The following is a 20,646-nucleotide window of genomic DNA, read 5'->3' on the forward strand; positions in this document are numbered from 1 at the left end:
CCGTGGACCCGCCCCCGCTCCCGTAGCACCATCGACCCCATGACCTGGCACATCACCGAGGACGCCGCCGCCTTCCGCGCCGCCGCCCACGACCACTTCGCCGCCGACCCCGCGCGCAACACCGTGCTGCTCACCCTCAGCGAAGGCGCGCGCCGCCGGCCCCTCCCCTCCGCGCGGTACGGCTGGTGGACCGAGCCGGACGGCCGGGTGACCGGAGCCTTCCTCTTCACGCTGCCCCACGAACCCGCGCTCGGCCCGATGCCCGTGGCGGCCGCCCGCGCCCTCGTCCGCGCCCTGCCGGACGCGGCCGAGGTGACGAGCGTGCGCGGCGAGGCGGAGACGGCCGAGGCGTTCGCCCAGGAGGCCTGGGGCGGGAGCGGGGCGTGGACGACCGCGCGCCGGATGCGGCTCTACCGGCTCGGCGAACCCACTCCGCCGGACCCCGCGCCGCCGGGCCGGGCGCGGACGGCGGTCGCCGAGGACATCCCGCTCGCCGTGGAGTGGATGCGGCACTTCGCCCGTGACATCGGCGAGGACGCCGACGTCGACTACGCCCCGAACATCGAGCCCCGCGTCGCCGACGGCCGACTCCACCTCTGGGAGACGGACGACGGACCGGTGTCCATGGCGAGCGTCTCGCCGGTCGTGGCGGGCCAGGCCCGGGTCTCGCCGGTCTTCACGCCCGCCGGGCTGCGCGGCCGTGGGTACGCGGGCGCCGTCACCCACGCGGTCGGCCGGGCGGCCCTGGACGCGGGGGCGGAACAGGTCCTGCTCTTCACGGACCTGGCGAACCCCACGAGCAACGCGCTCTACCGTCGGCTCGGGTACCGGCCCGTGACCGACCACGTCGGCCTGACCCTCACCTGAGGGCCGGCCGGCCGGCCCGCAGCTCCGCCGCCTCGCGCGCCAGCGACTCCACCCGCGCCCAGTCGCGGGCCGCGAGGGCGTCGGCCGGCAGCATCCACGTACCGCCGACGCAGCCGACGTTCGGCAGCGACAGATACGACGGGGCCGAGCTCAGGGAGATGCCGCCGGTCGGGCAGAACCGGGCCTGGGGGAGCGGCCCGGAGAGCGACTTCAGATACGGGACGCCGCCCGCCGCCTCCGCCGGGAAGAACTTCATCTCGCGCACCCCGCGCTCCAGGAGCGCCACGACCTCCGAGGTGGTCGAGACACCCGGGAGGAAGGGGACGCCCGAGGAGCCCATGGCGTCGAGCAGGCTCTCCGTCCAGCCGGGGCTCACCAGGAAGCGCGCCCCCGCCCCGACCGCGTCCGCGACGCCGGCCGGCGAGATGACCGTGCCCGCGCCCACGACGGCGTCCGGTACCTCCGCGGCGATCGCGCGGACGGCGTCGAGCGCGGCGGGCGTCCGCAGGGTCACCTCGATCGCGGGCAGACCGCCCGCGACCAGGGCACGGGCCAGGGGTACGGCGTCGGCGGCGTCCTCGATCACCACCACCGGGACGACGGGGGCGAGGTCGAGGACGGAGGGCAGCGCGGAGGTCATGGCCCCATCCTGCCCGCGTGCCCCACTCTGCGCAACGAGCGTTGCGCAGAATGCAACGCTCTGTCTCTGCTCCGGTCCGGCTCCTAGTGGATCTCGTCCACCAGCACGTCCAGGGCCCCCGCCTTCCCCTCCTCCACCACGTACTTCAGATCCCGCAGCGCCTCCACCAGCTCCACCGGATCCTTCGGGGCCGCGCCCGCCTCCAGCAGACTGCGTACGATCCGGCCCTTCGTCGCCTTGTTGAAGTGGCTGACCACCTTCCGCGTCGGCGCGTGCAGGACCCGCACCGTCGCCGTCCGCGCCGCCACCTCGCCCTTCGGCTTCCACGCCGACGCGTACGCCGACGACCGCAGGTCGAGGACGAGCCCGTCCCCCGCGGCCTCCGGCATGACGGTCGCCATCGCGCCCCGCCAGTGCGCGCCCAGAGCCCCGATCCCGGGCAGTTTGACGCCCATCGAGCAGCGGTACGACGGGATCCGGTCGTCCACCCGTACCGCGCCCCACAGCCCCGAGAACACCAGCAGCGAGGCCCGCGCCCGCTTCCGGGCCGCCGTGTCCAGCGTGGCCAGGCCCAGCGCGTCGTACAGCACCCCGGTGTAGATCTCGCCGGCCGGCCGGGCGCCCGCCGTCCGCAGCTCCGTGTTCTTGGCGATCTCGCCACGCAGCCCCTCGCTCAGGCCGAGCACCTCGCGCGCCTTCTCCTCGTCGGCGACGCAGAGCTCGACCAGCTCGTCCAGGACCGCCGCCCGGGCCTCGGCCAGGCCCGGCAGCGACAGGGACTCCGGCTTGAGCGGCGCCCCACGCCCCGACGCGGCCTTACCCTCCGACGGCGGCAACAGCACGAGCACGGTGGTTCTCCTTCGTACGTTCAGGGGCTGGGGGTGCGGCCCCAGAGCGTTCAGCCTACAAAGTGCCGGGCCCCGCCCCCCGCCATACGCTCGGTCCATGCCCCGCCGCCACATTCACGTGACCGGCGCAGCCGAGGCTCCGCTGCGGGCCGCCCTGCGCGCACTCCGTACCGAGCTCGCGATCCCCGACACGTTCCCGCCGGCCGTCCTCGCCGAGGCCGAGGCGGCGGCCAAGGCCCCGCGCCTGCCCGGCCGGGACGCCACCGACATCCCCTTCTTCACGATCGACCCGCCGACCTCCACCGACCTCGACCAGGCCATGCACCTGGCCCGCCGCGCCGACGGCGGCTACCGCGTCCACTACGCCATCGCCGACGTGGCCGCGTTCGTCGCCCCCGGCTCCGCCCTCGACGCGGAGGCCCACCGCCGCGTCCTCACCCTCTACTTCCCCGACAGCAAGGTCCCCCTCCACCCCGAAGTGCTCTCCCAGGGCGCCGCCAGCCTTCTGCCCGGCGAGCCCCGGCCCGCACTGCTCTGGCGGATCGACCTCGACGCCGAGGGCCGCCGCGTCGCCACCGACGTGCGCCGCGCCCTCGTCCGCAGCCGCGCAAAACTCGACTACGCCGGCGTACAGGCACAGATCGACTCCGGTACGGCCGAGGAGCCGCTCGCCCTGCTCAAGGTCGTCGGAGAGCTCCGCGAGGCCCTCGAAACGGAACGCGGCGGGATCTCCCTCAAGGTGCCCGACCAGGAGATCGTCGAGGAGAACCACACGTACGCCCTGGGCTACCGCGCCCCACTGCCGGCCGACGGCTGGAACGCCCAGATCTCCCTGCTGACCGGAATGGCCGCCGCCGACCTCATGACCGCCGCCGGCACCGGGATCCTGCGCACGCTCCCCACCGCGCCCGTCGGCGAGGTCGCCCGACTGCGGCGCTCCGCGCACGCCCTGGGCGTCGACTGGCCGCACCACGTCTCGTACGCGGACGTCGTCCGCGCCGCCGACCCCGCCGACCCCCGCCAGGCCGCCTTCCTCCAGGAGTGCACGACCCTGCTGCGCGGCGCCGGCTACACGGTCTTCACCGACGGCAGCGTCCCGACGCCCGCCGTCCACGCCGCCGTGGCCGACGAGTACACCCACTGCACCGCGCCGCTGCGCCGGCTCGTCGACCGGTACGCGGGCGAGCTGTGCGTGGCGGCCGTGGCGGGCCAGGAGCCACCGGAGTGGGTACGGGCAGCGCTCCCCGCCCTCCCCGACGAGATGGCGACGGGCTCGCGGCGCGCGAACACCATCGAGCGCGAGTCCGTCGACATCGTCGAGGCGGCGCTGCTCTCCGCGCGGGTCGGCGAGATCTTCGACGCGTACGTGATCGACGTGAAGGACCGTGAACCCGCCGTCGGGACCGTCCACCTGGACGACCCCGCGGTGGTCGCCCGGATCGAGGGCGGCACCGCCGAGCTGCCGCTCGGGGAGTGGCTGAGGGTCCGGCTCACGCAGGCGGACCCGATGTCGGCGAAGGTCCGGTTCGCTCCCGCGTGACCGCGGTCGGGGCCGCGGTGGGGGCCGAGGCCGGGTGGGCCGTGTCCCCCGCGACCGCCGCCAGCGCGCGGTACAGCGCCCGCGCGTCGTCGGCGTGGCAGCGCACGATCCGTACCGGCCGGGGAGCGCCGAGGAACCGGGGCGCGTCGACCGGTTCGGTCAGCTCGACGGTCACGGAGGTCTGCGAGCCGACGGCGAGGTTCAGCTCCCCTTCCGTCTTCTCGTGGGAGAAGAGCAGCTCGTGCCGGACGGCGGCGATCCGGTCGAGCGGGATACGGAGGTCGACGTGCGCGGCCTGCCGCAGCCGGAGCGCCTCGGACGTGAGGACGTGCGGCCGGGTCACCGAGGCGGCGTGCAGCCCGATGACGAACAGCACCGTGTACACGTCCAGGACCAGCACGATCGCGTGGACCACGGGCCAGTCGGCGAGCAGGTACGACATCCCGACGGTCTCGACGAGGCAGACGAACGCGAAGCCGTACATGAGGGCGGCCTGGTCACGGGCGTGCGGGTACACCCGGTCGCCGGGGCGTACCCCGTGGCGGCGCCGGGCGACCCACAGGGCGAGGCTCCCCATCAGCCGCAGCTCGTGTCCGACGAGCCGCAGCACGGGCTCGGGCACCAGCTCCCCGAGGGCGTTCCGCGCGGAGAGCCCGCGCCGCCGGAGGAGTACGTACGTCACGAGTCCGGCGAGGGCGAGCAGCAGGGTGACGGCCTCGGCGGCGAGGAGGGCGGGCGCGGGTATCCGTACGCCGGCGACGAGGCAGACGACGAGGACGGCCTCGGCGGGCAGGGCGGCGTAGGCGACCCCGCGCAGGAGGCGGACGAGGGTGGTCATCGGGTCCGTTCCTGGAGCAGGCGGAGGGCGTGGTGGACGGCGGCGGTCTGGGCGGGCGAGAAGTCGCCGAAGAAGGCCTCGGCGATCCGCCCCTGGGGCAGGCCGCCCTGCTCGCCGATCTGCACCCCCAACGAGTCCGGAAGACAGTCGGCGAGGGCCCGGCCCGCCTCGGCCACGCGGGGGTCGTCCACGCCCGCGTCGGCGAGGGCGTCGAGGCGCGCGTACACGTCGTGGGCGCGGGCGACGGCCTGCGGGTCCGTGGTCATGGTGCGCATCGCGCCGATCAGGTCGGCCCGCTCCTCGTCCGGCGCCACGGTGTCGAGGAGGGCGAGGATCTCGCGGTCCTTGGCGGCCATGGGGGACTCCGGGACCTCGCCCAGTCCGGCGAACAGGTCGGCCAGGTCGGCCGAGACGGGTCCCTCGGCGGGCAGCCGCCCGGCCCGCGCCTCCCCGAGCAGCTCCGTGAGCCGCGCCCGCCGCTCGCGGATCACCGCCTCCTGCCGTCCGAGATCGGCGTCCAGCTCTTCCAGCACCTCCACGAGCTCCCGTCCCTCGTCGTCGGCGAGCACGTCCCGCACCTCGTCGAGGCCGAGCCCGAGCTCGGCGAGCCGCCGGATCCGGGCGAGCAGGACGGCGTCCCGGATGCCGTACTCGCGGTAGCCGTTGGCCCGCCGTACGGGCTCGGGAAGCAGCCCGAGGTGGTGGTAGTGCCGCACGGCCCGCGGGGTGATCCCCACGAGGGCGGCGATCTCGCCGATTCGCATGAGCCCAGTACAGACCCTGACGTCGCGACAAGGTCAAGCGGGCACGGCGCGACGGGTAGCATGGTCGGCACGGCAGACGAGCCGGGCGGGCGGCCGCGTGGGGATCCTCGGATCCTCCCGAGGAACGTCCGGGCTCCACAGGGCAGGGTGGTGGCTAACGGCCACCCGGGGTGACCCGCGGGACAGTGCCACAGAGAACAGACCGCCGGGGACCTCGGTCCTCGGTAAGGGTGAAACGGTGGTGTAAGAGACCACCAGCGCCTGAGGTGACTCAGGCGGCTAGGTAAACCCCACCCGGAGCAAGGTCAAGAGGGGCCGCTTGGCGACAGGCGGCTCTGCGCGAACGCTTGAGGGCTGCCCGCCCGAGTTCGCGGGTAGACCGCACGAGACCGGCGGCAACGCCGGTCCTAGATGGATGGCCGTCACCCCGACGACCGCGAGGTCCCGGGGCACAGAACCCGGCGTACAGCCCGACTCGTCTGCCTCAGCCGCCCTGACCTGGGGTTTCCCCGGCCAGGGCGGCTCTTTATGTGGCCGTTCTCCGGGGCGGACGGATTCCTGGTCGGCCCTCGCGGGCGCGGTGTCACTCGTCCTCGTCGTCCTCGTCGTCCTTGAGGTGGTCGGGGTCGAGGTAGTCGACCAGGCGTTCGTCGACCGGCATGCCGGTCTCGTCCTCGTCGATGAGCATCCGGCGCAGGATGTTGAGCGGGTAGAAGCCCTCGTACGGACCCGCGTCGGGGAAGGCGACGCTGGGGGTGTCGAGGGCCGGTGTGTCGGCGGGGTCGAACAGCGGCGGGTACGTGCCGTCGTCGAGGGGCTCGGGCGTGTACTGCCACACCATCCCGTGCTCGCGGCACATCATCTCGCCGACGTACCAGACCGCGCCCTGCACGAAATCGTCACGCCGTCGCCGGGAGTCGATCTCCTCGGAGCTGTCGAACGTCTCGCGGATCAGGTCGTCGAGGATGTCGAGCGAGGCCGGGGTGAAGTCGAACCGGTCGGCTCCGCCGGTGCTCTCGGCCCACTGCGGGAACGCGGCCTGTCGTTCGGTCAGCCACTCCAGAAGCTCCGGGTGGTCTGCCGGATCGCCGGCCGGACGGATGTCGGTGTGGTCGCTCATGCCGCTCACGCTAGCGCGCGAATGTGACGTCAACTGTGCGCGGTCTTCACTGAGTTGACACATGCAACGTCGCTCATGTATCGCAACTCGCGGCCCGTCGGCCCGTAGTGTGGCCGACAGGGTGGCGGAGACATGTCACGGGGGCCCTTCCCCGCCTTCCCTTTCCTGTCCCATGAGCCCCCACGGGGACACGTACGTGAGTACACCGATATCGATCCGACTGCGGCGACGCCTGGCCTCGTGCCTCGCGGTCGTTGCTTCCGCGGGGATGCTGCTGGTGGGCCTGCCCGCCACCGCGTCCGCCGCGCCCGGGGACTACGCCAAGATCACATCCGGCGGCAGGTGCGACAAGATGCACCTGAAGAAGACCTTCCCGCGCACTCCCGACAACTCCGGCGCGCCCACCGGTCAGCATCACTGGACCCGGTCCGGCCCGGACGAGGAGTACTACTACAACAACGAGTTCAAGGGCTTCGAGAACGTTCCCGTCCCGACCCAGGCCGACCTGAACGCGGCCGGGTCCAGCCGGGCGGACATCGACAAGTGGGACGCCGAGTACGCCAGGTCCAAGGATCCCGAGGACATGAAGCGCGCGATCTACGCGCGCTACCACCGGCACAAGAAGGAGTCCGCCAGCCCCAAGCCGTTCCGGTCCTGGGTGCCCCGCTACCTGATCAACAACCAGGCCAACGGGGCGAAGGGCGGCGTCTTCGAGCGCAAGACCGTTCAGGACTTCAACCTCGTCGGCCCCGACTGGCTCTGCGAAGTCACGATCGAGATCTACGACAAGGACGGCAAGAAGATCGCCTCGCGTCGGTACGACGCCTACAACCAGCGCACCGGCGACCTCGGCGAGTTCAAATCCAACGGCAAGCGCAAGATCGACCAGTTCCGGAACGACAAGATCATCCTGCGTCACAAGGACGCGAAGTACGACTTCACGAAGTCGAAGTTCACGATGTTCACCGGTGAGAAGCCCAACGGCGTCACCAGCCGCGAGTACGCGGCCGAGAACAAGGCCCTGCGCGCCGAGCGCGGTACCGGCAACAACCCGATCCGGATCGCGGAACGGAGGGCGACGGCCAAGGGCCTGTGGCCGCAGACCAAGTACACCAAGACCTACCCGCTCTTCAACCCGCTGCCGAACACCGGCACCCAGGGTCCGCTCAACTCCCTCGCCTATCAGTCCGGCAAGAACCCGGCCCAGGCGCGGCAGATCCAGGCCGAGCACAACCGGATCGACACCCGTTCCGCGCTCGGCCGCGGACCCGGCGGAGTCGACTTCTCCACCCTTGAGCTCCAGTACGTCGGCAACCCCGTCAAGGGCAAGGGCATGGACTACTCCATGAAGGCCGACTTCATGCCCGACGAGGACACCGAGCCCGGGTGGGGCGGCGAGGCCAAGCTGACGCTCGCCTCGGACGCGTTCTTCACCTGGCTGGCGCTGTCCCCGGACCGGATGTGGGTCAACCTGAACCCGGACCAGCCCAACACGATCATGGACAAGGCGTTCGGCGAGACCGACGCCGGCCGGATCCTGCTGGAAGCCGACATGGAGATGAAGCGGGACTGGTCCCGCGCCCTGGACCCGAAGAAGTCCCCGGGCCGGGAGTTCATGGCCGCGGCCCCGAAGGTCGACGGTGTGCCGTGCTGGGGTCCGGGCCGCAACTGGATCGTCCCCGACCGGGCGAAGGTGCGGGAGCAGGACGGCGGCATCTACATCCTCGACGCCCCGCTGAAGGTCAACCACGCGCCGATGGACTTCACCACGCCGGTGCCAGGTGAACGCTGCGACAAGAAGCTGACGCAGGCCGAGAAGGAGTACAGCGTCCGCCTCATGAAGCAGCTGATCATGCCCGCGGTCCAGGAGAAGATCAACAAGGACCCGAAGTACCAGGACCTGCGCTCGGTCTACCGCTCGCGGGTCGCGGCCGAGTGGATCCGGCAGCAGGACGCGAGGAAGGCCACCGACTTCCGCTCCATCATCAACAGCAACAAGCTCGACCGGTGGCCGCTGCGCGGTGAGAACAAGGGCTGGGACAAGCGCACGGTGTGGGAGCAGATGCGCAAGTCGTTCACCGAGGGCGAGTACACGTACGAATGGCCCTCCGGCGGCACCATCTACACCTTCACCGTCGGCGGGGTGGACTTCTCCAAGTCCCCGAAGCGGAACATGTCCGGTGCGGAGTTCCAGACCCGGCACCGTGAGCTGCCGCGGACCACGAAGGACTCCGTCCGCGCGGAGACCTCCGCCCGCGACAGCGACACAGCCCTCCTCGGCGGCAACGGGTCCGCCCGGACGGACGGCGGCAAGCCCGACCCCACCCCGACGCCCACGCCGACGGACCCGGGGAAGCCGGATCCCACCCCGACCCCGACCCCGACCGGGCCCGGTACCCCGGACCCGACGGCGACCGTCCCGGGCAAGCCGGGCGGTAACGCCCCGGACCCCGACGGCGACCTCGCCGACACCGGATCGGACGCCCCCATCGGGCTGATCTCCGCCCTCGCCGCCCTCGCGGTCGCGGCCGGCGGAGCCCTCGTCTGGTGGCGCCGCCGCCGGGTGAACACCGGGAGCTGACCGGCAGCGCAACCCGAGAACGGACGGCCCCGCACCGTGTGGTGCGGGGCCGTCCCGTCCCGCGTCGCCGCCGTGACGAACGGCTCGGCTCGGCTCGGGCTCAGCTCGGCTGGGCTCGTACCGGGCCGCCGCGGAGCCGTCAGTCCGTCAGGGACCGCTCCGCCACCCGCCGGAGGTGGCCCGTGAACACCTCGGCCGCGTCCGGGGTCAGCGTCCGCAGCGCCACCATCGCCGTGATGATCACGTCGCACAGCTCGGACTCGACGTCCTGCCAGGTGTGCGAGGTGCCCTTGCGCGGGTTCTGGCCCGTCACGCCGATCACGGCCTCCGCCACCTCGCCGACCTCCTCCGAGAGCTTCAGGACACGCAGCAGGACGTCCTGTTCCGGCGGGAGGGTGTGGTGCGCGGCGATCCAGGAGGCGAGGCGGTCGATGGTGTTCCACGGGTCGGTCATGGGGCAGAAGACTGCCAGCTCGGCGCGTCGGCAGGGTACGCGGAAGGCGGGGCCCGGCTCGCGGCGTCCGCTCGAACGCGTGCTGACCGGGAGCGCGGCCGCGGGTCTGCTCGTCCAGGTGGCCGAGTCCGTGCGCTGAGCCGCGCCACACGCGCGGCCCGGATCCGTGGGGATCGGGGCGGGGCGGTGTACGGGTAGCCCCATGACGATTCCCGTGGACAGACTCACCGACCCCGCCGTGCGCGCGTTCGTCGCGGCCCTCAACGCCAACGACCGCGACGCCTTCTTCGCGGTCCTCACCCCCGGCGCCACCATGTCCGACGACGGCTCCGACCGGAACGTCGACGAGTGGACCGACAAGGAGATCTTTTCCTCGCGCGGCCATATGGAGATCGAGTCCGAGAAGGACGGCGGGCGCGCCCTCGTCGCCCGCTACCGCAACGACAGCTGGGGCGAGATGCGGACCGCGTGGCGGTTCCAGGTGCAGGACGGGAAGGTCACCCGCTTCGAGACCGGCCAGGCGTAGCCCGCGGGGGCGTCAGCCCCGCACGCCCCGCACCCCGCACACCCGGGCAGGGGGTGGAGCCCGTGCTCCTCCCCCCGTCCGATGGCTCCTACCCCCGTCCGATGTACGGCATCGCCGACGCCATCACCGTCGCGAACTGCACGTTCGCCTCCAGCGGCAGGCCCGCCATGTGCACCACCGTCGCCGCCACGTCCGCCGCGTCCATCACCGGCTCCGCCGCCAGCTCTCCGTTGGCCTGCAGGATCCCCGACTGCATCCGCGCCGTCATCTCCGTCGCCGCGTTGCCGATGTCGATCTGACCGCAGGCGATCCGGTACGGGCGCCCGTCCAGCGACAGCGACTTCGTCATCCCCGTCATCGCGTGCTTCGTCGCCGTGTACGCGATCGAGTGCGGCCGCGGCACGTGCGCCGAGATCGACCCGTTGTTGATGATCCGGCCGCCCTGCGGAGCCTGTTCCTTCATCGCCCGGAAGGCCGCCTGGGCGCACAGGAACGCGCCCGTCAGGTTCACGTCGACGACCGCGCGCCAGGTCTCGTGGCCCAGGTCCTCCACCGGGGTCCCGCCGCCCGCGAACGTGCCCGCGTTGTTGAAGAGCAGGTCGACCCGGCCGAACCGGTCCCGTACCGCCTCGAAGAGGGACGCCACCTGGTCCGGTGAGGTCACGTCCGTCGGGACGCACAGGACGTCGGACGACGGTACGGACGCCGCCGTCTCCTCCAGGGGCTCGCGCCGGCGGCCCGCCAGCGCCACCGACCAGCCCGCCTCGGCCAGGGCCACGGCCACACTCCGGCCGATGCCCGATCCCGCTCCCGTCACCACTGCGATGCGCGACTCAGTGCTCATGGGCGCGCAGCGTACGTGAGATCGGTGCACAGGGAACTCATCTGTCCGACACGCGGATGTCCTGTACCCGACAACCCAGGGACGTCCCGCGCCACTCCAATGCCTGACGGACAACATCCGTCAGGGGAGGGGCATATGACGTACGCACAGACCCATACCGACGAACTCCGCGCGGCCGCCCGGCACTTCGGGCGCCGCCGATTCCTCACCACCGCCGGAGCCGCCGCCGCGCTGGCCTTCGCGGTCCAGCTGCCGGCCGCCGGCGCGGCGAGCGCCGCCGAGCTGAACCCCCGCCGCATCACCGAGGACCCGTTCACCCTGGGGGTGGCGTCCGGCGACCCGCTGCCCCGCTCCGTCGTCCTCTGGACCCGGCTCGCGCCCCGCCCCTTCGAACCCGACGCCGGGCTGCCCCGCGAGCGCGTCACCGTCCACTGGGAGCTCGCCCACGACGAGCGCTTCGCCCGTACCGTCCGGCGCGGCAAGGTCACCGCGCATCCCGAGTACCAGCACAGCGTCCATGTGGAGATCGACCAGCTGGACTCGGACCGCGTGTACTTCTACCGGTTCCGCGCCGGCGACTGGACCAGCCCGGTCGGCCGCACCCGGACGGCGCCCGCCGCCGGAGCCCGGATATCGGAGCTCAGGATCGCGGCCGTCTCCTGCCAGGCGTACCACGACGGCTACTTCACCGCCTACGGACACCTCGCCCGGGAGGACGTCGACGTCGTCTTCCACCTCGGGGACTACCTCTACGAGTACGCCGTCAACGCCACCGGCGGCGCCCGCGCCTACACCGACCGGCGCCTGCCCGCCGTCTTCAACCGGGAGACGATCACCCTGGAGGACTACCGGCTGCGGTACGCCCTCTACAAGTCCGACCCCGACCTGAGGGCGGCCCACGCCGCGCACCCCTTCGTCGTCACCTGGGACGACCACGAGACCGAGAACAACTACGCGGGCGGCACCCCCGAGAACGACGTCCCGCCGGAGGAGTTCCTGCTCCGCAGAGCCGCCGCCTACCGCGCGTACTGGGAGAACCAGCCGCTCCGGAAGGTCCAGCAGCCCCAAGGCCCGGACATGCGGCTCTACCGCCGGCTCCGCTTCGGCCGGCTCGCCCAGTTCGACATCCTCGACACCCGCCAGTACCGCTCCGACCAGGCGTACGGCGACGGCTGGCGGGTCCCCGGGCCGGAGTCCGAGGACCCCTCGCGCACCATGACCGGCGCCACGCAGGAGCGCTGGCTGCTCGACGGCTGGCGCGACTCGCGCGCGCTGTGGAACGTCGTCCCCCAGCAGGTCGTCTTCGCCGAGCGGCGCGACGTGCCGACCGCCGACTTCAAGCTCTCCATGGACTCCTGGGACGGCTACCCGGCCTCCCGGCAGCGGATCCTCGACGGCGCGGCGGCGGCCGGCGTCGAGAACCTGATGGTGCTCACCGGCGACGTCCACGTCGGCTACGGCCTCGACATCAAGGCCGACCACCGCGACCCGGCCTCGCGCACCCTCGGTACCGAGATCGTCGCCACCTCGATCGCCAGCGGCAAGGACGGCGCCGACCGGCCCGCCAACTACGACAACCTCACCGCCGCCAACCCGCACCTGAAGTTCTACAACGGGCGGCGCGGCTACGTGACGGTCGCGCTCGGCCAGGACAGCGCCCGCGCCGACTTCCGTACGGTCTCGGCCGTGACGACCCCGGGAGCCCCGGTCGCCACGGCCGGTTCCTACGTCACCGAGGCGGGCAACCCCGGTCTCACGCCGGCGTGACCGCCCGTTCGGACGGATAGCGGACGCCGATGCGGTCCCGTACCGCGTCGAGCGTCCGCATCACCGCGAGCGTTCCCTCCAGCGGTACGAGCGCCGACTCGGTCTCCCCCGCACGCAGGCAGCGCATCACCTCGGCCGCCTCGTGGCGCAGCGAGTGCGGATCGTCCCCGTTCACGAACTCCTCCGGCTCCCGCCCGTCGCGCAGCAGCGTGAACCGGTCAGAGAAGAAGAAACCGCGCGGGATCTCGATCCGGCCCAGCGACCCCGTCACCGACGCGGTCAGCGGGGTGTCCGCCACGAGCGAGCAGGACAGCAGGGCCGAGGCCCCCGAATCCCAGCCCAGCAGCATCCCCGTGTTCAGGTCGACGCCCTCGGGCGAGAGGAGGGCGTGAGCCTGCACCGAGACGGGCTCGCCGAGCAGCAGCTGCGCGAACGAGACGGGATAGACCCCGAGGTCCAGGAGCGCCCCGCCGCCGACGGCGGGGTCGAGCAGCCGGTGGCCGGCGGCGAACGGACCCGCGAGCCCGAAGTCCGCCTGAACGGTCCTGACCTCGCCGATCGCCCCGTCCGCTACCAGTTCGCGGAGACGGCGGATCAGCGGGTTGCAGTACATCCACATGGCCTCCATCAGGAAGAGACCACGCTCCCGGGAGAGCGCGACCAGTTCCTCCGCCTCGGCCGCGTTGAGCGTGAAGGCCTTCTCGCAGAGGACCGCCTTGCCCGCCTCCAGGGCGAGCCCGGCGGCCGCCCGGTGCGCATGGTGCGGAGTCGCCACGTAGACGACGTCCACGTCCGGGTCGGCGACGAGCGAGGCCCAGTCGCCGTACGCCTTCGGTATCCCGAACCGGTCGGCGAAGGCCTTCGCCGAGGCCTCCGCACGGGAGGCCACGGCCACGACCTCCGCGTCCGGCATCGTGCCCAGATCGGTGGCGAACCGCTCCGCGATCCCACCGGTCGCCAGCACACCCCACCGCACGGTCTTCCCCATGCCCCACCCCAAGACGTCTCGACGCGTTCCGACGAGCTGAGAGCATAGGGAAGGTTTCAACGAAATGGAGCAGTCGATGCCGGAGAGCGGCCAGCCCACGAAGCAGGGTTCCCCAGGACACATATCCGTCGGCCCCGCCGTCGCCGCACGGCGTGCGAGCCTCCTCGTCACGCTCGTCCTCGGCGGTCTGACCGCGCTCCCCCCGCTCTCCATGGACATGTACCTGCCGGCGCTGCCGGAGGTCACCGAGGCGCTGCGCGCGCCCGCCGCGACCGTCCAGCTGACCCTGACCGCCTGCCTCGCGGGCATGGCGCTCGGCCAGCTCGTCGTCGGCCCCATGAGCGACAAGTGGGGACGCCGCAGACCGCTGCTCATCGGCATGCTCGTCTACGTCGCCGCCACCGCGGTCTGCGCGTTCGCCCCCACCGTCGAGCTGCTCATCGGCTTCCGGCTGCTCCAGGGCCTGGCGGGCGCGGCCGGCATCGTGATCGCCCGGGCCGTGGTCCGTGACCTGTACGACGGCGTCGCGATGGCCCGGTTCTTCTCCACCCTCATGCTCATCTCCGGCGTCGCCCCGATCATCGCCCCGCTCATCGGCGGCCAGATCCTGCGGATCACCGACTGGCGGGGCGTCTTCCACGTCCTCGCCGTCATCGGCGTGCTCCTCACCCTCGTGGTCTGGAAGTGGCTGGGCGAGACGCTGCCGCCCGAGCGGCGGCACGAGGGCGGAGTCGGCCAGGCGCTGCGCACCATGCGCGGGCTGCTCGCCGACCGGGTCTTCACCGGCTACGTGCTGGCCGGCGGGCTCGCCTTCGCCGCGCTCTTCGCGTACATCTCGGCCTCCCCGTTCGTCGTGCAGGAGATCTACGGCGCCTCGCCGCAGACCTTCAGCCTCCTCTTCGGGCTCAACTCCATCGGTCTCGTCGCTGTCGGCCAGATCAACGGCAAGCTGCTCGTCGGCCGGGTCAGCATGGACAAGACGCTCGGCTGGGGGCTCGGCGTGATCCTGCTCGCCGCGGTGTCGCTGCTGCTCATGACGAGCGGCGTCTTCGGGCAGCCGGGGCTCGCGGCCGTGGCCGCCGGTCTCTTCGTCCTGATGTCGGCGATGGGTCTGGTGCTGCCCAACACCAACGCGCAGGCGCTGATGCGCACCCCGCACGCGGCGGGCTCCGCCTCCGCGCTGCTCGGCACCTCCTCCTTCCTCATCGGGGCGGTCGCCTCGCCGCTCGTCGGCATCGCCGGGGAGGCCACGGCCGTGCCCATGGCCGTGGTGCAGCTGGTGTGCGCGGCCGGGGCGCTCGCCTGCTTCCTGGGGATGTGCCGGCCGTGGCACCCCCGGGCGGCCGCCTAAAATGTGGAGGTGAACGCCTCCCCCTCCCTCCTCTCCGGCGGCGCCTTCGGTGGCGCCTCCGGTGACACGCTGCGCGCCGCACTCGCCGGGCTCCTCGACGGGCTGCCGCCCCGCCAGGCGACCTCGGCCGTCGAGCGGCTGATCGCCAACTACCGGGGGACCACCCCGACCGACGCCCCCGTGCTGCGGGACCGTTCCGACGTCGCCGCGTACGCCGCGTACCGGATGCCGGCGACGTTCGAGGCGGTACGGGCCGTACTCGACGCCCTGCGGGACGCGGCCCCGGCGTGGGAGCCGGCCACGCACACCGACGTCGGCGGCGGCACCGGGGCGGCGAGCTGGGCGGTCGCGGAGGCCTGGGACACCACCGCGCGCACGACCGTGCTCGACTGGGCCGAGCCTGCCCTCGCCCTCGGCAGGGAGCTGGCGGACGGGGTCTTCGACGCGGAGTGGCGGCGGGCCCGGATCAGCGGGGCGCTGCGGCTCGACGAGACCGACCTGGTGACCGTCAGCTACGTCCTGAAGGAGCTGACCGAGGCCGACCGCCGGGCGGTCGTGACCGAGGCGGCGCGGGTCGCGCAGGCGGTCGTGATCGTCGAGCCGGGCACGCCCGACGGCTACGAGCGGATCATCGCGGCCCGCACCCTGCTCGTCGAGGCGGGCTTCACCGTCGCCGCGCCCTGCCCGCACAGCGGCACGTGCCCGATCGAGCCGGGCAAGGACTGGTGCCACTTCGCGGCCCGGGTGAGCAGGTCGTCGCTGCACCGGCAGGTGAAGGGCGGCTCGCTGCCGTACGAGGACGAGAAGTTCGGGTACGTGGCGGCGACGCGGTTCCCCGTCGTGCCGACGGCCTCCCGGGTCGTCCGCAAGCCCCAGATCCGCAAGGGCCAGGTGCTGCTCGACCTCTGCGGCCCGGAGGAGACCGGACTGACCCGCGAGACGGTCACGAAGCGCCACGGGGCGCTGTACAAGGCGGCGAGGGACGCCGAGTGGGGCGACGCCTGGCCCCCGGAGTAGAGGGAGTGGGGCGGCCCCCGGCCCCCGCGGCAGGGGCCGGGGGACAGGGGCCGCCCGGGCCTACGCCTGCCGGGGGCGCAGCTCCTGGGTGCAGCACTTCACGCTGCCCCCGCCCTTGAGGAGCTCCGACAGGTCCATGCCCAGCGGCTCGAAGCCCCGGTCACGGAGCGGTTCGAAGAGGTCCACCGCCGCCTGGGGCAGCAGCACGTGGTGGCCGTCGCTGACCGCGTTCATGCCCAGCGTCGCCGCGTCGTGCTCCGTCGCGAGCAGCGCGTCGGGGAAGAGCCGGGCCAGCACGGCCCGGCTGCCGGGGGAGAAGGCGCCGGGGTAGTACATGACCTCGTCGCGCTCCGCGTCCAGCACGCACAGCGCCGTGTCCAGGTGGTAGTAGCGCGGGTCCACCAGCTCCAGGCCGATCAGCGGGAGCCCGAAGAACTCCTGCGCCTCCAGGTGCGAGAGCGGGGTGGAGCGGAAGCCCCGGCCGGCCAGGATCCAGGACGAGGTCACCGCGAAGTCCCCCTCGCCCTCGTTCACGTGCTCCGGCACGCGTACCTCCGCGTAACCGTTTCCGCGGAACCAGTCCAGGTGCGCCGTCTCCTCCTCCGTGCGCTGGGAATGGGCGAACCGCGCGCCGAGCACACGGCCGTCCACGACGGTCGCGCCGTTCGCGGTGAAGACCATGTCGGGGAGGCCCGGGATCGGGTCCAGGAGTTCGACGGTGTGGCCGAGCGACCGGTAGCGGGCCGTCAGGTCCTCCCACTGGGCGAGGGCGAGCGGCAGGTCGACCGGCTTGGTCGGGTCCATCCAGGGGTTGATGGAGTACGTCACCTCGAAGTGCGTGGGTGGGCACATCAGATAACGGCGGGGCGAGGCCTCGCGCGGGGTCTGGCGCAAAGAGGGCTCCTCACGGACGGAAGAACAGTCGTCTGACGGAGCCCATGGTCCTTCCTCGACCGGCTCCGCGCAGTGGACCGTTCGGGTGGTTCACCGAGCGTTCGGAATGGGCATCAGGGGTGGCCGTCGGGGTGGGTACCGGGACCGGGCGTCCGGGGTGAGCTCCGGCCGCACCCTGACAGGCGAGACGTTCCGTCTCGTCCGCTGTTAGATTGGAGCCATGTCCGACACCAAGAGCCCCGACGCCACCCGCCGCAGCGAGCGCTCCCGCCGCGCCATCTACGACGCCGCCCTCGCCCTCGTCTCCGAGACCGGCTACGCGAAGACCACCATCGAGGGCATCGCCGCCCGCGCCGGGGTCGGCAAGCAGACGATCTACCGCTGGTGGCCCTCCAAGGCCGCCGTCCTCCTGGAGGCCTTCCTCGACCTCGCGGCCCAGGCCAACGAGGCGCTCGGCGGCGACGACGAGGGTGAGATCCCCGACACCGGCGACCTCGCCGCCGACCTGAAGTACGTGCTCCGCGCCACCGTCGACGAGCTGAACAACCCGACCTACGACGCCCCCTCCCGCGCCCTCGCCGCCGAGGGCGTCGTCAACCCCGAGCTCGGCTCCCAGTTCGCCGAGAAACTCCTGGAACCCCAGCTCCAGTACTACGTACGCCGCATCGAGGCCGCGCAGGCCGCCGGTGACATCGACCCCGACGTCGACCCGCGCATCGCCCTCGAACTGCTCGTCGGCCCCCTGAACCACCGCTGGCTGCACCGGACCCTGCCCCTGACCCACGCCTACGCCGACACCCTCGTCGACTACGCGCTGCGCGGGCTCGCGCCCAGGGCGTAACCCCGTTACGTACCCCGGTTGGGTACTCCGGTCACCTGGAGCACCGGAAGATGCGACGATGGGCAGAGCCGAACGGGCGAGTACAGGTGTGAGGGGATAGATGGGCGACGGTATCGGCCGCTACCGCGGCACGGAGAGCAGGCTTCCGCAGTGGCTGCGCAGGCGCCCCAAACGCTCCGCGGCCGAGGACGAGAACCGCCGCGAGAACCTGCTCCTGGCCACCGCCGCCGCCGGACTGCCCCTCGCCCCCGCCGCGTACCCCGTCGGCTACCGCTGCTCCTGCGAGCGCATCGGCTGTCCCACCCCCGCCCGGCACCCCGTCTCCTTCGCCTGGCAGACCCAGTCGACCACCGACCGCGCACAGATCGAGCGCTGGGCGCGCAACGAGCCCGAGGCGAACTTCGTGACGGCCACCGGCATGGTCCACGACGTCCTCGACGTCCCCCTCCAGGCCGGCCGGGCGGCCCTGGAGCGGCTCCTCGACCGGGGCGTCGAGGTCGGACCGGTCGCCGAGTCCGCCGAGAGCGCCGGCGACGGCGGACGGATGCTCTTCTTCACCGCCACGCGCGGCACCCCCGAGGACGAGGACGAGTGGTGGCCCTGCGAGCTGGACTGCCATCCGGAGACCATGGACGAGCATCCGGGGCTCCGCTGGCACTGTCGCGGCAGCTACGTACTCGTACCGCCGGCCCGGCTCATCGGTGACGAGGAAGAGCGGCCGGCGGTCAGCTGGGTCCGCGGCCCCGAGCACCCCCTGCCCGACCCGCTGAACCTCCTGGAGACCCTCACCGACGCGTGCGCCCGGCACGCGGCCGAGCAGGGCGAGCACCACACCGTGCAAGAGGTGGCCTGGCCGCTCGGCCGCCGCTGAGCGACGAGGCCGCCGGGCTGCTACGAACCCTTCGCGCCCGTCACGCCCTGGAGCCGGCCCGTGACCGTGACCCCGTCCTGGCCCGTGCCCGCCGGCTTCACCAGCACCGTCTGGCTCGACACCCACTCCTTGGTGACGGTGTTCTTCACCTCACCCGTCATCAGCGCCTTCACGTCGGGACCGACCTTCGGCCGGTAGCCCTTGGCCGCCGTCTGCTGCTCGAAGTACCGCGTCGCGAAGAACACCAGCGCCCCGCCGTCCTCGGTCGCGAGGGCCAGCGGCGCGAAGTCCCCGGTGTCCGTGGCCTGGTCGACGTACTGCGTCGCCAGCCCCGCCCGCTTCGTGCCCTTCTCCCGCTGCTCCCGCCACAGCGTGGTGTGCGGCCCCGCCGCGAACTGGCCCCGCTCCCCGCCGCCGAGGAACGACACATAGCTCCGGCCCAGATCCTTCGGCGCGACCGCGAGCTGCGCGGAGTCCGCGGGGACGGGGACGGCGAACCCGCCCTCCGTCCTGAACGCGGGGATCTCGTCCGGGGTCAGGATCGCCAGATAGGCGACCTCCCACAGCTGGTCGGCGCCGTGGCGCACGAAGACCAGGAGCCAGCGGTTGTCGCCCCGGCCCTCGTCGGTGTCGCGGTTGGAGTCGGCGTCCGCGACGAACCAGCGCGGCCACCCCGCCTTCTTGGGCAGGACGAACGTCGCGTCCGTCAGCTCCAGGGGCTGGTGGTTCGCGTTGCCCCCGGGGTCGGTGATCGAACGGGACTTCAGACCGGCCTGGTTGATCGCCCCGAGCGGCCCGGTGACCCGGTCCGCGTCGAGCGCCGGGTCGTGCGCCTTGTCCGCCCGGTTGTACGCGTCGGTGAAGTCCCTGAGGGCCTGCCCGGCCTCGCTCTTCGTCGCCGCCGGGATCAGCTCCCGCTCACCGTGCACCGTCACGCAGCCGCTCGCCGTGAGCGCCAGCACGGTCGCCGCCGTCGTCGCCACGAACACCCGGGACGGTCGTCCCGGCTCAGCGAGTGCCCTCGACGGTCCCCTCAGCCTTCTCATCGGTCGCCTTCTGCTTCTTCACCGGCACGGACGGAACCGACCCTACCGGGGACAGGAACAGTGCGAGTGCCGGGACCAGATAGAGCGCCCACACCGTGACCTGAAGAACCGTCGGGTTCGGCTGGAAGTTGAAGACGCCCTTGAGGAGCGTCCCGTACCAGCTGTCCGGAGGGATCGTCGCCGAGATGTCGAAGGCCTTGTCCGCGAGACCGTCCAGGAAGCGCGCCTCCTGGAGGTCGTGCACGCCGTACGCGAGCACGCCGGCCGCCACCACGACCAGCATGGAGCCGGTCCAGATGAAGAACCTCGCCAGATCGATCCTCAGCGCGCCCCGGTAGAAGAGCCAGCCGAGCAGCACCGCCGTCGCGATGCCCAGGACCACCCCGACCAGCGGCGCTGACGTACCGTCCGAGGAGGCCCGTACCGACGCCCAGACGAAGAGCGCGGTCTCCAGCCCTTCGCGGCCCACCGCCAGGAAGGCGGTGGCGACCAGGGCGCCCGTGCCAACCCGGAGCGCCGCGTCGAGCCTTCCGTGCAGCTCCGCCTTCAGATGGCGGGCCGTGCGCCGCATCCAGAAGACCATCCAGGTGACCAGCACCACCGCGAGGACGGAGAGCGAGCCGCCCAGCAGCTCCTGCGCCTCGAACGTCAGCTCCCGGGAGCCGAATTCGAGCCCGGCGCCGAAGGCGAGCGCGATCCCGACCGCCGCACCCACGCCGATCCAGATCGGCTTCAGGGCGTCGCGGTGCCCGGTCTTCACCAGGTACGCGACGAGGATGCAGACGACCAGGCTCGCTTCCAGGCCTTCGCGCAGACCGATCAGATAGTTGCCGAACACGTCGGTCCTCT

General features: G+C 72.4%; 21 protein-coding genes and 1 other RNA gene. 11 read left to right on the top strand and 11 right to left on the bottom strand.

Going from position 1 to position 20,646, the window contains the following annotated elements; genetic code table 11:
- Positions 1 to 39: 39 nt before the first annotated feature.
- On the top strand, positions 40 to 867 hold the full coding sequence (locus M5362_RS07400) for a GNAT family N-acetyltransferase (protein ID WP_260226526.1): 828 nt from the start codon (positions 40 to 42) through the stop codon (positions 865 to 867).
- Here M5362_RS07400 and M5362_RS07405 read toward each other — a convergent pair.
- Both M5362_RS07405 and yaaA read right to left on the bottom strand, forming a co-directional pair.
- Positions 860 to 1,507 carry a bifunctional 4-hydroxy-2-oxoglutarate aldolase/2-dehydro-3-deoxy-phosphogluconate aldolase gene (locus M5362_RS07405; RefSeq protein WP_260226527.1) on the bottom strand — a complete coding sequence of 216 codons (648 nt, stop codon included), beginning with the start codon at positions 1,505 to 1,507 and terminating at the stop codon, positions 860 to 862. The genes M5362_RS07400 and M5362_RS07405 overlap by 8 nt on opposite strands.
- An 83-nt stretch (positions 1,508 to 1,590) precedes the next feature.
- On the bottom strand, positions 1,591 to 2,355 hold the full coding sequence (gene yaaA / locus M5362_RS07410; RefSeq protein WP_260226528.1) for a peroxide stress protein YaaA: 765 nt from the start codon (positions 2,353 to 2,355) through the stop codon (positions 1,591 to 1,593).
- Between the two features lie 97 nt (positions 2,356 to 2,452).
- Here yaaA and M5362_RS07415 point away from each other — a divergent pair, with 97 nt between their 5' ends.
- Complete coding sequence (locus M5362_RS07415; protein WP_260226529.1) at positions 2,453 to 3,895, top strand: RNB domain-containing ribonuclease; 1,443 nt, start codon at positions 2,453 to 2,455, stop codon at positions 3,893 to 3,895.
- Here the strand turns inward: M5362_RS07415 and M5362_RS07420 are convergent.
- Together M5362_RS07420 and M5362_RS07425 are read right to left on the bottom strand one after the other, a co-directional pair.
- Entirely contained in the window at positions 3,846 to 4,733 is an 888-nt protein-coding gene (locus tag M5362_RS07420; RefSeq protein WP_260226530.1) for a hypothetical protein, read from the bottom strand. The genes M5362_RS07415 and M5362_RS07420 overlap by 50 nt on opposite strands.
- The gene (locus M5362_RS07425; RefSeq protein ID WP_260226531.1) at positions 4,730 to 5,497 is read right to left on the bottom strand and encodes a MerR family transcriptional regulator; all 768 of its coding nucleotides are present in this window, start codon (positions 5,495 to 5,497) and stop codon (positions 4,730 to 4,732) included. The genes M5362_RS07420 and M5362_RS07425 overlap by 4 nt, the downstream gene beginning before the upstream one ends.
- A 77-nt stretch (positions 5,498 to 5,574) precedes the next feature.
- Here M5362_RS07425 and rnpB point away from each other — a divergent pair.
- Positions 5,575 to 5,979: RNase P RNA component class A (gene rnpB, locus M5362_RS07430), an RNA gene on the top strand.
- 101 nt (positions 5,980 to 6,080) lie between these two features.
- On the opposite strand, the gene M5362_RS07435 is transcribed toward rnpB, so the two are convergent.
- A complete protein-coding gene (locus M5362_RS07435) occupies positions 6,081 to 6,617 on the bottom strand; it encodes a hypothetical protein (RefSeq protein ID WP_260226532.1) in 537 nt (178 codons plus the stop codon).
- Between the two features lie 196 nt (positions 6,618 to 6,813).
- On the opposite strand from M5362_RS07435, the gene M5362_RS07440 reads away from it, so the two are divergent.
- Positions 6,814 to 9,198, top strand: a complete 2,385-nt coding sequence (locus tag M5362_RS07440) for a hypothetical protein (RefSeq protein WP_260226533.1) — start codon at positions 6,814 to 6,816, stop codon at positions 9,196 to 9,198.
- A gap of 139 nt (positions 9,199 to 9,337) precedes the next feature.
- Here the strand turns inward: M5362_RS07440 and M5362_RS07445 are convergent, their stop codons facing one another.
- Positions 9,338 to 9,652, bottom strand: coding sequence for a MazG-like family protein (locus M5362_RS07445; RefSeq protein WP_260226534.1), 315 nt, complete (start codon positions 9,650 to 9,652; stop codon positions 9,338 to 9,340).
- On the opposite strand from M5362_RS07445, the gene M5362_RS07450 reads away from it, so the two are divergent.
- Both M5362_RS07450 and M5362_RS07455 read left to right on the top strand, forming a co-directional pair.
- Positions 9,651 to 9,791: a hypothetical protein gene (locus M5362_RS07450; RefSeq protein WP_260226535.1), complete on the top strand. Its 141-nt coding sequence runs from the start codon at positions 9,651 to 9,653 to the stop codon at positions 9,789 to 9,791. The genes M5362_RS07445 and M5362_RS07450 overlap by 2 nt on opposite strands.
- 63 nt (positions 9,792 to 9,854) lie before the next feature.
- Positions 9,855 to 10,178, top strand: a complete 324-nt coding sequence (locus tag M5362_RS07455) for a nuclear transport factor 2 family protein (protein ID WP_260226536.1) — start codon at positions 9,855 to 9,857, stop codon at positions 10,176 to 10,178.
- Positions 10,179 to 10,266: 88 nt separating this feature from the next.
- Here the strand turns inward: M5362_RS07455 and M5362_RS07460 are convergent, their stop codons facing one another.
- On the bottom strand, positions 10,267 to 11,022 hold the full coding sequence (locus M5362_RS07460; protein ID WP_260226537.1) for an SDR family oxidoreductase: 756 nt from the start codon (positions 11,020 to 11,022) through the stop codon (positions 10,267 to 10,269).
- Between the two features lie 135 nt (positions 11,023 to 11,157).
- Here M5362_RS07460 and M5362_RS07465 point away from each other — a divergent pair, with 135 nt between their 5' ends.
- Positions 11,158 to 12,789, top strand: coding sequence for an alkaline phosphatase (locus tag M5362_RS07465; RefSeq protein ID WP_260226538.1), 1,632 nt, complete (start codon positions 11,158 to 11,160; stop codon positions 12,787 to 12,789).
- Here M5362_RS07465 and M5362_RS07470 read toward each other — a convergent pair.
- Positions 12,776 to 13,777 carry a Gfo/Idh/MocA family protein gene (locus M5362_RS07470; protein ID WP_260226539.1) on the bottom strand — a complete coding sequence of 334 codons (1,002 nt, stop codon included), beginning with the start codon at positions 13,775 to 13,777 and terminating at the stop codon, positions 12,776 to 12,778. The genes M5362_RS07465 and M5362_RS07470 overlap by 14 nt on opposite strands.
- Positions 13,778 to 13,853: 76 nt before the next feature.
- Between M5362_RS07470 and M5362_RS07475 the strand changes: the two genes are divergently transcribed.
- Both M5362_RS07475 and M5362_RS07480 read left to right on the top strand, forming a co-directional pair.
- Positions 13,854 to 15,128 carry a Bcr/CflA family multidrug efflux MFS transporter gene (locus M5362_RS07475; protein ID WP_260226651.1) on the top strand — a complete coding sequence of 425 codons (1,275 nt, stop codon included), beginning with the start codon at positions 13,854 to 13,856 and terminating at the stop codon, positions 15,126 to 15,128.
- A 9-nt stretch (positions 15,129 to 15,137) separates the two neighbouring features.
- Positions 15,138 to 16,145, top strand: a complete 1,008-nt coding sequence (locus M5362_RS07480) for a small ribosomal subunit Rsm22 family protein (RefSeq protein ID WP_260226540.1) — start codon at positions 15,138 to 15,140, stop codon at positions 16,143 to 16,145.
- Between the two features lie 60 nt (positions 16,146 to 16,205).
- On the opposite strand, the gene ddaH is transcribed toward M5362_RS07480, so the two are convergent.
- A complete protein-coding gene (gene ddaH, locus M5362_RS07485) occupies positions 16,206 to 17,039 on the bottom strand; it encodes a dimethylargininase (protein WP_374214420.1) in 834 nt (277 codons plus the stop codon).
- A 220-nt stretch (positions 17,040 to 17,259) separates the two neighbouring features.
- Between ddaH and M5362_RS07490 the strand changes: the two genes are divergently transcribed.
- Complete coding sequence (locus tag M5362_RS07490; protein ID WP_260226541.1) at positions 17,260 to 17,880, top strand: TetR/AcrR family transcriptional regulator; 621 nt, start codon at positions 17,260 to 17,262, stop codon at positions 17,878 to 17,880.
- Positions 17,881 to 17,980: 100 nt separating this feature from the next.
- Positions 17,981 to 18,751, top strand: a complete 771-nt coding sequence (locus tag M5362_RS07495; RefSeq protein WP_260226542.1) for a bifunctional DNA primase/polymerase — start codon at positions 17,981 to 17,983, stop codon at positions 18,749 to 18,751.
- A 20-nt stretch (positions 18,752 to 18,771) separates the two neighbouring features.
- Here the strand turns inward: M5362_RS07495 and M5362_RS07500 are convergent, their stop codons facing one another.
- Both M5362_RS07500 and efeU read right to left on the bottom strand, forming a co-directional pair.
- The gene (locus M5362_RS07500) at positions 18,772 to 19,797 is read right to left on the bottom strand and encodes a hypothetical protein (protein WP_260226543.1); all 1,026 of its coding nucleotides are present in this window, start codon (positions 19,795 to 19,797) and stop codon (positions 18,772 to 18,774) included.
- Complete coding sequence (gene efeU / locus M5362_RS07505; RefSeq protein ID WP_260226544.1) at positions 19,760 to 20,635, bottom strand: iron uptake transporter permease EfeU; 876 nt, start codon at positions 20,633 to 20,635, stop codon at positions 19,760 to 19,762. The genes M5362_RS07500 and efeU overlap by 38 nt, the downstream gene beginning before the upstream one ends.
- Positions 20,636 to 20,646 lie beyond the last annotated feature (11 nt).

This window comes from Streptomyces sp. Je 1-79 (assembly GCF_025195125.1).
Taxonomy (GTDB): Bacteria; Actinomycetota; Actinomycetes; order Streptomycetales; family Streptomycetaceae; genus Streptomyces.

What these genes read in the sequence shown, in the direction of transcription:
- M5362_RS07420 (WP_260226530.1), bottom strand. Translation starts at nt 4,733, where the DNA reads ATGACCACCCTCGTCCGCCTCCTGCGCGGGGTCGCCTACGCCGCCCTG.
- M5362_RS07405 (WP_260226527.1), bottom strand. Translation starts at nt 1,507, where the DNA reads ATGACCTCCGCGCTGCCCTCCGTCCTCGACCTCGCCCCCGTCGTCCCG.
- M5362_RS07450 (WP_260226535.1), top strand. Translation starts at nt 9,651, where the DNA reads ATGGGGCAGAAGACTGCCAGCTCGGCGCGTCGGCAGGGTACGCGGAAG.
- M5362_RS07465 (WP_260226538.1), top strand. Translation starts at nt 11,158, where the DNA reads ATGACGTACGCACAGACCCATACCGACGAACTCCGCGCGGCCGCCCGG.
- M5362_RS07445 (WP_260226534.1), bottom strand. Translation starts at nt 9,652, where the DNA reads ATGACCGACCCGTGGAACACCATCGACCGCCTCGCCTCCTGGATCGCC.
- M5362_RS07500 (WP_260226543.1), bottom strand. Translation starts at nt 19,797, where the DNA reads ATGAGAAGGCTGAGGGGACCGTCGAGGGCACTCGCTGAGCCGGGACGA.
- M5362_RS07435 (WP_260226532.1), bottom strand. Translation starts at nt 6,617, where the DNA reads ATGAGCGACCACACCGACATCCGTCCGGCCGGCGATCCGGCAGACCAC.
- M5362_RS07415 (WP_260226529.1), top strand. Translation starts at nt 2,453, where the DNA reads ATGCCCCGCCGCCACATTCACGTGACCGGCGCAGCCGAGGCTCCGCTG.
- M5362_RS07400 (WP_260226526.1), top strand. Translation starts at nt 40, where the DNA reads ATGACCTGGCACATCACCGAGGACGCCGCCGCCTTCCGCGCCGCCGCC.
- M5362_RS07495 (WP_260226542.1), top strand. Translation starts at nt 17,981, where the DNA reads ATGGGCGACGGTATCGGCCGCTACCGCGGCACGGAGAGCAGGCTTCCG.
- M5362_RS07475 (WP_260226651.1), top strand. Translation starts at nt 13,854, where the DNA reads ATGCCGGAGAGCGGCCAGCCCACGAAGCAGGGTTCCCCAGGACACATA.
- M5362_RS07490 (WP_260226541.1), top strand. Translation starts at nt 17,260, where the DNA reads ATGTCCGACACCAAGAGCCCCGACGCCACCCGCCGCAGCGAGCGCTCC.
- M5362_RS07455 (WP_260226536.1), top strand. Translation starts at nt 9,855, where the DNA reads ATGACGATTCCCGTGGACAGACTCACCGACCCCGCCGTGCGCGCGTTC.
- M5362_RS07460 (WP_260226537.1), bottom strand. Translation starts at nt 11,022, where the DNA reads ATGAGCACTGAGTCGCGCATCGCAGTGGTGACGGGAGCGGGATCGGGC.
- M5362_RS07470 (WP_260226539.1), bottom strand. Translation starts at nt 13,777, where the DNA reads ATGGGGAAGACCGTGCGGTGGGGTGTGCTGGCGACCGGTGGGATCGCG.
- M5362_RS07425 (WP_260226531.1), bottom strand. Translation starts at nt 5,497, where the DNA reads ATGCGAATCGGCGAGATCGCCGCCCTCGTGGGGATCACCCCGCGGGCC.